The following is a 13502-nucleotide window of genomic DNA, read 5'->3' on the forward strand; positions in this document are numbered from 1 at the left end:
CATGAAGAACCGTCCGCGAGGCGGGCTGGGGCGAGGGCTTGGAGCCCTGATTCCGACCGCTCCGCCGCCGACAGCGTCGGTGGCCACCGTCGAGCCGCCAATGGTCGAGCCGGAGCAGACGACCCCGACCCCGACCGCGCCGCAGAGCGCCGAACCGCCGGCCACTCCCCCGGCACCGGCCCCGCCGGTTGCCGACCCGTCCCCGGAGCTTGCGCCGGTTCCGGGGGCCCGGTTCGCCGAGATCCCGGTCGGGTCGATCGAACCCAACCCAAAGCAGCCGCGCCAGATCTTCGACGAAGAGGCTTTGGAGGAGCTGACGACCTCGATCCAGGAAGTCGGTTTCCTGCAGCCCATCGTCGTACGGGAACTCGCTTCGGACCGCTACGAGCTGGTCATGGGCGAGCGTCGCTGGCGGGCAGCGCAGGCGGTCGGGCACGAGACGATTCCGGCCATCGTCCGGGAAACCAAGGACGACGCGATGCTTCGCGACGCCCTTCTGGAGAACATCCACCGCGCGAACCTCAACCCGCTTGAAGAGGCTGCCGCCTATCAGCAACTGCTCGAAGAGTTCGGCGCGACCCACGACGAGTTGGCCCGCCGCATCGGACGCAGTCGACCGCAGATCTCGAACACGATCCGGCTGCTGAACCTGCCGCCCCAGGTGCAGCTCCGGGTGGCGGCCGGGGTGCTGTCGGCCGGGCACGCCCGCGCGCTGCTCGGTCTCGATGACGCGGACGCCCAGGACAACCTGGCCCGGCGGATCGTGGCGGAAGAACTGTCGGTACGGGCGACCGAGGAACTAGTCAAGATTGCTCTCGCTGACGGACCTCAGCAGAAGGCTCCCGCTCCCCGGCGACCCAAGCCGCACGCGCCGGCCCTGACCGATCTGGCCGACCGGCTTTCCGACCGGTTCGACACCCGGGTGAAGGTCGACATCGGGCGCAGCAAGGGCAAGATCACGATTGAGTTTGCCACGGTCGACGATCTCGAACGGATCGTGGGCATCATCGGCATGGACGGCGAGGGGCAGCCGGAAAGCTGACGTCGCCGCCGTAGCGATGGCCGCCACCCGCCTGGGTGGCGGCCATCGTCGTTTTCAGGGTTGATGCCTTGCGCTCCGTTTCACGTGAAACGGAGCGTCGATGCTCGAAACGAGAGGTGCGATGCTCAGGGGCGGGGCGTGACCATCGCAGTGCGTTGGTTCTCAGGTCAGGTGAGGGCGTCCTGCCCCCGCGGGCCGGGCGGGGCCTGTCTCGACGTTCGAAGCGGCGACCATGGCCAGGGAATGACTAGAGCGCTGGCGGAGAGGTCGTATGGGGCCAGTGCGGTCCCGCGCCCGATTCCCGGTTGGGCCGTAGCTGGCTGACCGGCGGAGGCGAGGGCACCCTTGCTCTACTCCTGCTGGTGCCCGTGCTCGTCCGTGATGCCCTCGGGCTCCCTTCTCCGGTCACCTGTCTGGCGCTTCCCTGTCTCGGGCGCCTTGTCTCGTTGGTCTTGCCGGCTTGGTCTGGCGCTTGGTCTCGGGCGGTGCGTCACAGAGGTGTGGTCACAGCGAGCCTGCCCTGGCAACCCAGCCGGGCGGCCCGCTACCGACCTGGCCGAGGCCCGGGTCGTGTGTGCGCCGACGAGCGCGGAGCACGCCGGAGCGCAGGCGACGCGATGCGGTGGTAACCGATCCGCCCCGAGCGCCCCGCACCAGGCGTCCGTCCCGGGTATCGCCGAGGCCGACCCACCGGTCGCTTCTGCGAGTGATGCCGGGACCGCGATTGATCCGAACCCACCGACTCCTTGATCCACAGAACAGGATTGGCAACTGTTGCCCCCGCCTGCCTCGGCTTCTCGGACGAGCCCAAGGCAACCATCTCCGCTCCTGGGCAGTGATCGACCCGGTGCAGCGATGGACGCCCATAGCAACGGTCGACGTCTAAAGGCAGCCTCTTGCAACGACCCGACCGATGACCGTCCGTCCCGCCAGACGTCTCCTCGTTCCACGTGAAACAGGAAGTCCGAGCCGCACCCGGCGAGCCAGAGCGGATTCCCGGAGCGAGGCGAGGCCCGTCGCTCGCCAGGGGCGGTCGCCTGTGGATAACTCCCCCGTCACCGGCGATGGCAGCCCGGGCCCGACCGCCCGACAGACGTCCGGACCAACCGTCGACCGATCCACCAGACAGCTCTCTTCAACTTGCGACCGGGAGTCCGAACCTCGGCTGACACCGTTTCCCCGCCTCATTTTTCGGCCCGCCCGCCCCGGTGGAAACCACGCCGAAGAAGCCTCTGGCGGTCGGCGGTGACGGATGCGGACCCGCCTCACAGCGGCCCAAAAGTTATCCACAGAAGTTATCCACAGGGTGGCCTGTTTCACGTGAAACCGCGTGTAGACCGGTGGATGAGCCTGTGGATTACGGGCGCCAACCCACTCCGTGACGGTCGGTACGGATCGACTCCGATGCCTCGCGGAAGTCCGGACGCTCGCCCGAAACGGGGAAGGACAGTCATCGACAACTCGGTTAGGGTCAGCGTCGTGTCCGACACCCCCGCCCCGGTTCCAGACTTCACCAGGTGGCCTTCCTTTCCGTTCGAAGGCGAACTCCGCGTCAAGGCCCTCGACGATCCGGTCGACGTCGAGCCGGCGCGAAAGGGCGAGGGCTCGCGAGAATGCACCGCCTGCAACGCGCCCGACGAGGCGTACATCTGGGTGAGCGAACGGTGGCGAGTCCGGGCAATGGATCGTCCGACCGGCCTGCCGATGGTGCTCATTCTCGAATCCCGTTCACACCTGGATCTGGGCGACCTGCCCAACCTGCTTGCCGCCGAGTTGGGCGTGATGACGGTCCGCCTGGAGCGGGCGATCCGGTCACTCGACGGTGTCGCCCGGGTGCACGTCAACCGATGGGGTGACGGTTCCGCTCACCTGCACCTGTGGTTCCTGGCCCGCCCGCACGGCCGGCTGCAGTTGCGCGGCACGTTCCTCTCCCTCTGGGACGCCATCCTGCCGCCGATTCCCGAGGGCCAATGGCGGGAGAACCTGGCCCTGGTGGCCGCGTGGCTTGCCGAGTTCGGTGGCCGGCCGCTCGCCGAGCCGCCGCGTATCCAGTGGCTGGCACCGTCCAGCCTTACCCAGCAGGCGTCGGCAGCCGAAGCCTCGACCAACGGCACCGAGCCCGACGGCGCCGAGCCCGACGGCGCCGAGCCCGACGGCGCCGAGCCCGACGGCGCCGAGCCCGACGGCGCCGAGCCCGACGGCGCCGAGTCCGACGGGACCAGGGCTGACCGAGCCGAGTCCGACGGGGCACGGGGCGTCGGCACCGCAAGCGACAACCCGGCCGGCCCGCCGGCCGCGATGTCTACCAAGCAACCGACCGAGGAGACGGCAGCCGAAAAGCCGACGAGTCACGAGCCGCAAGCCGAGAAGGCGCCAACCGAAGACCGGGCCGGGGAACCGGTGACGACGGGCACGGCCAGCCGTGCCGGCGTGAGCGAGGCCGGAGGCGACGAAGAAGACCCGATCGAGCCCGCCGACCCAGGCGCACCCGCCCAGCCGATCGGTCGCTGACAGACCCGGCGGGGCTACCACCGCCGGGAGCGGCGTCCAACCGCCAAGGGCAGCCACTGCCGGGAGTAGAACCGAACCGCCGGGGGCAGCCGCCGCCGGGAGCGGAGCAGCCGTACGAGATGTCAGGCCGGCCGGGCCGCGGCCCGGGACACCAGGGTCGCCAGCAGTTTGCCGAAGTCGAGTCCGGCCGCCTGCACGGCCAGCGGCAGGAGCGAGGTCTCGGTCATCCCTGGCGATACGTTGACCTCGAGCACGTGCGGCTGGCCGTCCCCGTCGACGATCATGTCGACGCGGGACAGGTCGCGTAGCCCGAGGGCGGTGTGCGCGGCCAGCGCGGTTTCCGCCACCCGTACGGCGACCGCGTCGTCGAGCCGGGCCGGGGCGTGCCAGGTGGTCAGCCCGGCGGTGTAGCGGGCCGCGTAGTCGTAGACGCCGTTGCGGGGCACGATCTCCACGGCGGGCAGGGCCTGCGGTCCGGCGCCGAGGTCGACGACCGAGACCGCGACGTCCATGCCGGCGACGTACCGCTCGACCAGCGCCGTCGAGTCGTACGCGAAACAGCCGACCATCGCGGCCGGCAGCGCGCTGGGCTCGCGTACGACGGCGGCACCGAGACCCGAACCGCCCTGGGCCGGCTTGACCATCAGCGGCAGCCCGAGCCGGCCGGCGATCCGGTCGAGGACGGCGACCGCGCCCAGTTCGGAGAACCGGTCGTGCGGCAGGGCCACCCAGTCCGGGGTCGGGATGGCGGCCTCGCGCAGCACCGCCTTCGCGGACGGCTTGTCCCAGGCGAGGCGGGAGGCGCGGGCGTCGCAGCCGACGTACGGGACGTCGCACAGGTCGAGTACGCCGCGCAGGGAGCCGTCCTCGCCGGTGGCCCCGTGCAGCGCGATCACCACGGCGTCCGGTGGGTCGGCCTGCAGGGCCGGCAGCAGCGTCACGTCGGCGTCGCGCAACTCGGCGTCGATGCCGACCGACCGCAGTGCGTCGAGCACTCGCCGCCCGGATTTCAGGGACACGTCCCGCTCGTACGACAGCCCACCGGCGAGCACCAGCACGTGCAGGTCGGAGAGCGGGGTGGTGGTGGAGAGGTTGCCCGGAGCGGCGGCGGCAGAGTGCGTACCCATGCCGGAGATCATGCCAAGTCGGGACCCGGCGTATCCGCCCCGGCCTGCCCACGGCGGCGGATCGGGTTGCCGCTCACCGTGCCGAAGACCTGTTGCATCGCCATCTCCTGCTCCATCACGCCGGCCAGCCGGCGCACGCCCTCGCGGATCCGCTCCGGCGGGGGGAAGGAGAAGTTGAGCCGCATGTTGCCGCCGCCGGATCCGTCGGCGTAGAAACCGGTGCCGGGCACGTACGCGACCCGGGCCGCGATGGCACGCGGCATCATCGCCTTGGCGTCGAGCCCTTCGGGCAGGCTGGCCCACACGAACAGGCCGCCCTCGGGCCGGGTCCAGGTGGTGCCGGCCGGCATCAGGTCGGTGAGCGCGTCCAGCAGCGCGTCGCGGCGCTCCCGGTAGACCTCGCGGTAGGTCTTGAGCTGCTCGCGCCACGGCATCGTCGACAGGTAGGTGGTGACCGTGGCCTGCGCGAACGCGCTCGGGCACAGGATCTGCGCCTCGCTGGCGATGACGAGCTTGTCGCGTACGGCGTGCGGGGCCAGGATCCAGCCGACCCGCAGGCCCGGCGCGAACGTCTTGGAGAACGTGCTCAGGTAGAAGACGCCGTCCCGGCGCCGGGCCCGCAGCGGCGCGGGCGCCTCGCCGTCGAAACCGAGCTGCCCGTACGGGTCGTCCTCGACCACCAGCAGGCCGGCCCGCTCGCAGATGTCGAGCACCCGTTCGCGGCGCTCTTCGGTGAGAGTGACGCCGGCCGGGTTCTGGTAGGTCGGGATCGTGTAGAGGAACTTCGCCCGGCGGCCGGCACGGGCCTGCTCGGCGATGGCGGCCTCGAGCGCCTCGGGGATCAGCCCGTCGGCGTCCATGGGCACGTGGCAGACCTGAGCCTGGGCGGCCTGGAAGACGCCGAGCGCCCCGACGTAGGTGGGGCCTTCGGCGAGCACCACGTCGCCGGGGTCGAGGAAGAGCCGGGCCACGAGGTCGAGTGCCTGCTGGCCGCCGACGGTCACCACGACGTCCTCGGGCGAGGCGCCGCACCGGCCGTCGATGCCGGACAGCGCCATCACCTCGCAGATGCGTTCGCGCAGTTCGAGGGTGCCCTGGCCGATGCCGTACTGGAGGGTCGAGACACCGTGCTCGGAGCCGAGCCGGCCGAGCATCTCGCCGACGGCGTCCAGCGGGAGCGCGGCGATGTACGGGGCGCCGCCGGCGAGCGACACGACCTCCGGACGGCTGGCCACGGCGAACAGCGCCCGGATCTCCGATGCCGTCATGCCCCGCACCCGGCGGGCGTAGCGGTCGGTGTAGTCGTCGAGCGTCGTGCCGGTCATGCGCCGGTCGACTCCCTCGCGTCGCTCGGTCACGCGGCTACCTCGCTTCGCTTCGCGCGCGCCGCCGAACCTTCGACACGGCGCTGGTCCGTCGATGGTAGTCCGGCGAAGGGTGAGATGGCCTCGCCTTACCGGGCCTGTCCAGATGCCGGACCGGTCCCCGGCACCGGGGTGGGATGGCGGCCGGAGCCGCGACACCGATATGGGCGAGTCCACCCGACGTCTCCCCCGGCGCGAGGTTCCGGCGTACGATCCGTCGTTGGGAGCAGGAGGTGGCCAGGTTGCCCTGGCTGCGTGGTTTCGCTACTCGACCGCATTGAGGATTGGCCAATGTCGCGCCGTCTGGTGAGTCTCACCCTCGACACACTCGAAGATCTGCCCAGTTCGTGCCGGCAGTGCGTCTTCTGGGAACTCGATCCGGTGGCGGCCGAGCGTGCGTGCGCCAACGGTGATCCCGGCCTCGACAAGGAGGCGTGGGTTTCCCAGACGCTGCTCGAGTGGGGATCATGCGGCAAGCTCGCCTACGTCGACGGCATGCCGGCGGGGTTCGTCATGTACGCCCCACCGGCCTACGTCCCTCGGTCGATGGCGTTCCCGACCTCACCGGTGTCGGCTGACGCCGCGCTGCTGACGACCGCGCACGTGGTGGCCGCGTTCGCCGGTGGCGGCCTGGGCCGGATGCTGGTGCAGGGGGTGGCGCGCGATCTCACCAAGCGGGGGGTCAAGGCGATCGAGGCGTTCGGCGACGCCAAGTTCGGCGACGCGGGCGAGCCCGGCGACAGCTGTCTGGCCCCGGTCGACTTCTTCCTGTCGGTCGGCTTCAAGACCGTACGTCCGCATCCCCGGTTCCCGCGCCTGCGGCTGGAGTTGCGTACGGCGCTGTCGTGGAAGTCGGATGTCGAATACGCACTGGAGAAGCTGCTCGGGTCGATGAGCCCGGAGGCGTTGCTGCGTCCGGTGCGCCCGGCGACCCGCTCGACGACGGGCTGAAGCGACGAGGGGCTGAAGCGCGGCCGTCAGGCCCGGGCGCCGGCCACGACCATCGCCCGCAGCTCGCGTACGTCGATCGAACCGGTCGGCACGTCCTGGTCGACCGGGTAGTACATCCGCTGTACGGCGGCCACGACCGCCTCGACCACCTGGTCGCGGAACAGCGGGTTGGTCAGCCGTTCGCGGTCCCGGGCCGAGGTCAGGTAGCCGACCTCGACGCGTACGGCCGGCATCCGGGTCAGCCGCAGCAGCTCCCACGTCTTGGCATGGGTCTGGCAGTCGCGCAGCCCGGTACGCATGACGATCTCCCGCTGGACCAGGCCGGCCAGCCGCTCCCCCACCGTCGACGTGACGCCGTTGTCGGTGCCGTAGTGGTAGGTGGCGACGCCGTCGGCCTCGGGGTTGGCGTGCCCGTCGATGTGCAGGGAGATGAACAGGTCGCCGCCGAGTTCGTTGGCCAGGTGGGCGCGGGCGAGGTCGGTGAGCTGGGCGGTCGGTGCCGGTCCCCGGGTGAGGTGGACCCGCATCCCGGCCGCGGCGAGCCGGCCTTCGAGGCGGGCCGCGAGGTCGTACGCCAGCTCGGCCTCGGACCAGCGCAGCGTTCCGTCGGGTACGACGAAGCCGGGGTCGGGGCCGCCGTGTCCCGGGTCGATGATGATCATCTTGCCGACCAGGTCGGGTCCGGACTGCTGGAACGCGTCGGATTCGCGCAGCCACTGCGGCCGCCCACCGATGACCTTGCGGCCGAGCCGGCGTAGCGCGTTCATGGTGTGCGGTCCGCAGGCGCCGTCGGAGGTGACTCCGACCTCGCGCTGGAACTGGGCCACCGCCCGGGCCGTGCGGGCACCGTAGACGCCGTCGGCGCGTCCGACGTCGTACCCCATCTCCAGCATCCGTTCCTGGAGGGTGCGTACGTCCTCACCGACCAGCGAATCGGGAATCGCCTGGTAGAGCGTACGGGCCCCGAGCCGCCAGCGGGCGGCGTCGAGCGCGCGCCACGTCTCGGCGCCGACCTGGCCGTCGACGCTGAGCCCGCGTAGCTGCTGGAAGGTGCGTACGGCGTGCTCGGTCGCCGCCTCGAACTCGTCGCTGTCGTCGCGTCTGGCCACGAGCAGGTCGAGTCCGGCGAGAATCGTGCAGATCTCCCGGACCGCCGGGCCACGGTCCCCACGTCGGATCGGACGCACGTGCAACCTCCCTCGGAGCGCGCTGGGCGCGTGGACCAGCACGGATCAGCTCAACCGGTCAGCCGCGAGGCCCGCCCGACGTGGCCGCTGACCTGGGCGGGAACGCTTCCGGAGCCTACCGTGGGCCCGGTCGCCGCCGGACCCGGTTGGCGTTATGCGGCCGTGGCCTACGCCGCGAAACGGATCCCTGACGCAGAACCGCCCCGCATCCTAAGACGCGGGGCGGTCGGGAGACGTTTCGTCAGAGCGCCGACTCGATCAGCTTGACCAGGTCGCCCTTCGGGCGGGCACCGGCGACGGACTGCACCGGCTGGCCCCCCTTGAAGACGGTCAGCGTCGGCACCGACATGACCCGGTAGGCGCGTGCCGTCTCCGGGTTCTCGTCGATGTTGAGCTTGACGATGGTGACCTTGTCGCCCATCTCGTTCGCGATCTCTTCGAGCAGCGGCGAGACCTTACGGCACGGGGCGCACCACTCGGCCCAGAAGTCCACCAGGACCGGCTTGTCGGACTGGAGCACGTCGCTTACGAAGTTGGCGTCGGTGACAGCCTTGGTTGTTCCCACTAAACCCTCCTCAGGGCACCCGCGCTGGGTGGTATCCGGATCTCAGACTTCCAACGTCGCGATAAAGCGCTCGGCGTCCAGGGCCGCGGCGCAACCGGTGCCGGCGGCGGTGATCGCCTGCCGGTAGGTGTGGTCGACCAGGTCACCGGCGGCGAACACGCCCGGCACGCTCGTGTGGGTGCTCGGCGCGGCCACCTTCACGTAACCCTCGTCGTCCATCTCGACCTGGCCGCGGAAGAGTTCGCTGCGCGGGTCGTGGCCGATGGCGACGAAGACGCCCGTGACGTCGAGCGTCTTCTGCTCGCCGGTGTGCGTGTTGAGCAGACGTACGCCGCTGACCTTGCCGTCCTCGCCGAGGATCTCCTCGACGATGCTGTTCCACTCGACCCGGATCTTCTCGTTGCCCAGCGCCCGGTCCGCCATGATCTTGCTGGCCCGGAACTCGTCGCGGCGGTGCACGATCGTCACCGACTCCGCGAACCGGGTCAGGAACGTCGCCTCCTCCATCGCCGAGTCGCCGCCGCCGACAACGACGATCTGCTGACCGCGGAAGAAGAAGCCGTCACACGTGGCACACGACGAGACGCCGTGGCCGAGGTATTCCTGCTCCCCCGGCACGCCCAGCGGGCGCCACGCGGAACCCGTCGACAGGATGACCGCCTTGGCGCGGTAGGCGGTCTCGCCGACGTACACCGTGCTCGTGGCACCGGAGCCGACCACGCCGGTGTCGACGAGTTCGACCCGGGTCACGTCGTCGGTGAGGAACTCGGCGCCGAACCGCTCGGCCTGCTTGCGCATCGAGTCCATCAGCTCCGGCCCCATGATCCCGTCGGGGAAGCCGGGGAAGTTTTCCACCTCGGTGGTGGTCATGAGCGCGCCACCGGACTGGACACCCTCGATGACGAGCGGTTTGAGATTGGCGCGGGCAGCGTAGACCGCCGCGGTGTAGCCGGCGGGCCCCGAGCCGATGATGATCAGGTTGCGGACCTCGTCCACTGCCAACTCCTGGAGATGTCTATGCGGTCGGCGCCGGTCGGCACCGGGCCGGATGATCACCGGCCGGAGCTGCCGACGGCAACCACTGACCAGAACGCAATCGTACGAACCAGGATTCCCGGGCCGTGGTGGCGGTGGGTCAGGTCACCCCGGTCGACGGTCGGTCATCGTCAGCTCACCCTACCGAGGTGCGGTAACGGGTGTCGGCACCGGACCCGGCCTGGCCGCAGCCGGGGCCGGCGACCCACACCCATCGCTGCCCACCGCTGTCGGTGAAGAGCATCACCAGCGCCGGGATCCCCTGGAAAGCCGCGTAGTCGACCAGGTCGACGGCGACCGGCCCTCGACCGTGTTCCTGGCTCACCGCGTCGACGCAGGCCGACAACGCCGCCTCGCTGCTCAGCGTCTCCAGGCCGGAGGCGCCCGTCGGCGTCCCGGTCGGCGTCGGCGCCGACCCGTCCGGCTCCAGCACGGTGTCGGGAGTCGTGCTCAGCGTGCTCTGCCGGTCGGCGGCGTCGACGATCGACCGAAGCGTCGCCGGATCGTAGTCGGTGCCGCTGGCCAGCCGCCGCGTACCCATGGCCTCGGTCGACCCGTACGGCTCGGCCGCCTCCGCGCTGGCCGTGGACCGGTCGTCACCGCCGGCTGCGGTGTCCTGGCTGGACCTGGTGTCACCGACGAGCTGGGTGACGCCGAAGGCGGCGAAGGCCACGACACCCGCGGCGACCGTGGCCGGGGCCGCCCAGCGCCGCATGCGGCGTCGGCGGGCGGCAGCCCGGTCGCCGGATTCCGGTCGCCCACCGGGTACGGCGGTCAGCCGGCGGCCGGTCCGCTCGTCGGCGGCGCCGTCCGGCGGGGCGTCCGAGGTGGTCGACCCGGTCGTGGATCCGGTCGTGGATCCGGTCTCCGTGGTCTGCCGGGACGACGGAATCCGGGCCGCGTCGGCGAGGGCGGTGGTGATCCGGGTGGTCACGTCGGCCGGCATCGGTTCGCTTGCCGCACCCCAGTCCGCGAGGTCGGCCGTGACCGCTCCGGACGCGATCAGCAAAGCATCGTGCGCGGCGGACCACCGGTCGTCGTCGGCGATCAGCCGGGCGACCGCCGCCTCCTCGGGGGTGCCGTCGAGCGCACCACCGACATAGTCGGCCAGCAGGTCGAGATCGACCTCCCTGGACTGGCCCGTGCTCACTTGCCCTCCTGCTTCGCGTCGGTCGCCGAACTGGCTGGCTCAGATGGGACGCGTTTACCCGCCCCGGGGTTCCCGCCAGTGACGGCCGGCACGCCCGTACGTCGTCCGCCGGTGTCCGGGCCGCCGGCGTCGGCGCCGGCCGGCGCCGGTTCGGGCTCGCCGCGCAGGTGACCGAGCATGCCCGCGAGCCGGGCGCGGCCGCGGGCGCAGCGACTCTTGATGGTGCCCTCGGCGACGCCGAGCATCACCGCGACCTCGGCGACCGGATAACCCTGTACATCGACCAGGATCAACGCGGCCCGCTGCTCGACCGGCAACTGGTCGAGCGCCTCCCGGACGACCAGCACGGTGTCGTGGTCGGGCGCCGGCGCGGCCGGCTCGACCCCGCCGACCGTCCGACCCGGGTCGGACGGGGACGTGCCGTCCGGCAGCGGGACGGTCGGGTGGGCCTGGCGGCGGCGGATCCGGTCGAGGCAGGCGTTGACCACGATGCGGTGCAACCAGGTCGTCACGGCCGAGTCGCCACGGAAGCGGGCGGCGGCCCGGTGGGCGGAGAGCATCGCGTCCTGTACGGCGTCGGCCGCCTCCTCGCGGTCGCTGATCGTCCGCAGCGCCACCGCCCACAGCCGGTCGCGGTGGCGCTGGAAGAGTTCCCCGAACGCATCGGGGTCGCCGTCGACGTGGGATCGCAGCAACTCCGCGTCGGCGAGTTCGGACAGCCGGTGCCGGCCGGTCGTGGCGGCGGCTGCGGGACCGGGGGGCGGCGGCTCGGACCGCGGGCGCGGGGCGCCGTCACTGCGTCGAGCTGAACCAGCCACGGCAGAACCTTAGCCGAGTACGTCGGTGCGCCGGTCGACCGTGGCGGTCACCGTGCCTCGACCGTAATCTCCTGTACGCCGATCTTGAACTTGCCGTTGCCGGACGACGGCAGGTCGGTGATCCAGACCAGCAGGAACTGATGCTGCTGGTCCGGCTGGAACCCGCTGAACGTCATCGTGGTCCCGTCGTGCTTGGCGAAGGGCTCACCGATGCGGGTGCTGTAGGTCTCGATGACCTGGTTGTCGCCGGCCGTGCTGGAGCCGGGATCGCCGGGGCCGGCGAGCAGTTCGGCGCTCGCCCCGGGGTTCGACAGCACGACCTGCACGGAGGTGACCTCGCGGGCTTGCCGCAGGTCGATGAGGATTCCCATCCCCCGCTTGAGGCCGCCGAAGTCGCCGCGACCCTCGTAGCTCTCGGTGTCCCAACCGGTGTTCGGGTCGCCGTCGACGACCGCCGCGACGCCGCCGAGCTCGGTGCGGGTGCCGTCCGGGTCGACCACCCGGACCTGGCCGGCCTCAAGGGTGACCTTCTCGGGATTCTTGGTGATGGGGGTGCCCTCACCACCACCGTCTTCGCCGGTGCCGGGGGTGGCGATCGTCGCCGGGGTGTCGGTTCCGGGGTCGGGCGAATCGCCGTTGTCGGCCAGCGCGCTGATGCCGAAGAAAAGGCCTGCGGCGGCGATTGCCAGCAGGCCGGCGATCCCGGCGGTGATCTTGCGGCGGGTGGCCCGGGGCTGGTCGCCCACGCCGTCGGGGGCGGAGGTGAAGCGCAGCGGCCCGGCGACGTCGAGGTATTCCTCTTCGACGGCGGCGTCGAGCCGACCCAGTTCGGCGGCGAGCACGTCGGACGACGGCAGGGCGAGATTGCCGTCGAGCAGGTCCATGGCCAGGTCGTCGAGGTAGGCCGGAACACCGGCGCGGACCTGACGGGGGGCGGCGATCGCACCGCTCGCGTCCCGCAGGGCGTCGGGCAACGGGGGCCGGCCGGTCGGCTGCGAGCCGTTGGCCAGCGGTGCCTCGGCGTGCGGCCAGTGGCCGGTGAGTGCGAAGTAGAGGACGCCGCCGATGGCGCGTACGTCGGTTTCCTGGCTGTCGGCGACGTCGGCACGCGCGTCGGCGAGCACGATCCGGCCGTCGTCGCCGGCCAGGACGGTGCCGGGGTGCACATTGCCGTGCACCATGCCGGTGGCGTGCACGGCGGCCACCGCGCCCGCGATGGCGTGCGCGATGCTGGTGGCGCGAGCCGGGTCGAGCGGCCCGTCGGCGACCATCTCCCGCAGCGAGTCGCCGTCGACCCACTCGCGTACGACGTAGGCGCGTCCCCCCTCGTCGATCGCGTCGTAGACGCCGACCAGGTTGGGGTGGATCACCCGGCTGGCCGCGACCGCGGCCTGGAGCATCTCCATCGCCGGATCGCCGCCCGGGTAGCGCAGCACGACGGCCACCGGTCGGCGGAGGATCACGTCGACCCCGCGCCACACCTGGCGACCGGCCGCGTCGTTGTTGATGTGCTCCGCCAGCTCGTACCGCTCGGCCAGGATTTCACCGAGGCTGGGAGCACCGGGGGTCGTCATGGCCGGCGCGACTTCGTCCGCCTCCTGGCCCTCGCCGACCTGGGTCACCCGATCCTCCCTCGGTGCTGATGTCAATTGATCAACGTGCGACTGGGCTCTGTGGGCTCCGCCGAGCGCGGAACCGGCCGGGGTGTGTCACCCCTAGCGTAGGCGGTACCCGCATCCGCCGAGAGTGACC

At 71.3% G+C, this 13502-nt stretch carries 10 protein-coding genes and 1 pseudogene; 3 read left to right on the forward strand and 8 right to left on the reverse strand.

Annotation, left to right across the window (positions count from 1 at the left end):
• Position 1 precedes the first annotated feature (1 nt).
• The gene (locus AB0M79_RS15505) at positions 2-1042 is read left to right on the forward strand and encodes a ParB/RepB/Spo0J family partition protein (RefSeq protein ID WP_364213585.1); all 1041 of its coding nucleotides are present in this window, start codon (positions 2-4) and stop codon (positions 1040-1042) included.
• A 1704-nt stretch (positions 1043-2746) separates the two neighbouring features.
• The gene (locus AB0M79_RS15510) at positions 2747-3553 is read left to right on the forward strand and encodes a hypothetical protein (RefSeq protein WP_364213588.1); all 807 of its coding nucleotides are present in this window, start codon (positions 2747-2749) and stop codon (positions 3551-3553) included.
• 122 nt (positions 3554-3675) lie between these two features.
• Here the strand turns inward: AB0M79_RS15510 and AB0M79_RS15515 are convergent, their stop codons facing one another.
• Positions 3676-4680 (reverse strand): D-alanine--D-alanine ligase, encoded by a 1005-nt coding sequence (locus AB0M79_RS15515; RefSeq protein WP_364213213.1) that lies wholly within the window; start codon positions 4678-4680, stop codon positions 3676-3678.
• An 8-nt stretch (positions 4681-4688) separates the two neighbouring features.
• Positions 4689-6005, reverse strand: coding sequence for a PLP-dependent aminotransferase family protein (locus AB0M79_RS15520; protein WP_364213595.1), 1317 nt, complete (start codon positions 6003-6005; stop codon positions 4689-4691).
• A 330-nt stretch (positions 6006-6335) separates the two neighbouring features.
• Here AB0M79_RS15520 and AB0M79_RS15525 point away from each other — a divergent pair, with 330 nt between their 5' ends.
• Positions 6336-6995, forward strand: coding sequence for a GNAT family N-acetyltransferase (locus AB0M79_RS15525; protein WP_357535148.1), 660 nt, complete (start codon positions 6336-6338; stop codon positions 6993-6995).
• Between the two features lie 26 nt (positions 6996-7021).
• On the opposite strand, the gene AB0M79_RS15530 is transcribed toward AB0M79_RS15525, so the two are convergent.
• The 6 genes and pseudogenes from AB0M79_RS15530 to AB0M79_RS15555 form a co-directional block, all read right to left on the reverse strand.
• Positions 7022-8182 (reverse strand): N-acetylmuramoyl-L-alanine amidase, encoded by a 1161-nt coding sequence (locus tag AB0M79_RS15530; protein ID WP_364213216.1) that lies wholly within the window; start codon positions 8180-8182, stop codon positions 7022-7024.
• A 241-nt stretch (positions 8183-8423) separates the two neighbouring features.
• Positions 8424-8747: a thioredoxin gene (trxA, locus tag AB0M79_RS15535; RefSeq protein ID WP_357535146.1), complete on the reverse strand. Its 324-nt coding sequence runs from the start codon at positions 8745-8747 to the stop codon at positions 8424-8426.
• Between the two features lie 42 nt (positions 8748-8789).
• Positions 8790-9743, reverse strand: coding sequence for a thioredoxin-disulfide reductase (trxB, locus tag AB0M79_RS15540; RefSeq protein ID WP_364213219.1), 954 nt, complete (start codon positions 9741-9743; stop codon positions 8790-8792).
• A gap of 175 nt (positions 9744-9918) precedes the next feature.
• On the reverse strand, positions 9919-10932 hold the full coding sequence (locus AB0M79_RS15545) for a hypothetical protein (RefSeq protein ID WP_364213222.1): 1014 nt from the start codon (positions 10930-10932) through the stop codon (positions 9919-9921).
• Complete coding sequence (gene sigM / locus AB0M79_RS15550; protein ID WP_364213598.1) at positions 10929-11651, reverse strand: RNA polymerase sigma factor SigM; 723 nt, start codon at positions 11649-11651, stop codon at positions 10929-10931. Before sigM ends, AB0M79_RS15545 begins: the two co-directional genes overlap by 4 nt.
• 146 nt (positions 11652-11797) lie before the next feature.
• Positions 11798-13400 (reverse strand): annotated as a pseudogene (locus AB0M79_RS15555) (protein kinase family protein).
• Positions 13401-13502: the final 102 nt, after the last annotated feature.

This window comes from Polymorphospora sp. NPDC051019 (assembly GCF_040683055.1).
GTDB lineage: Bacteria > Actinomycetota > Actinomycetes > Mycobacteriales > Micromonosporaceae > Polymorphospora > Polymorphospora lycopeni.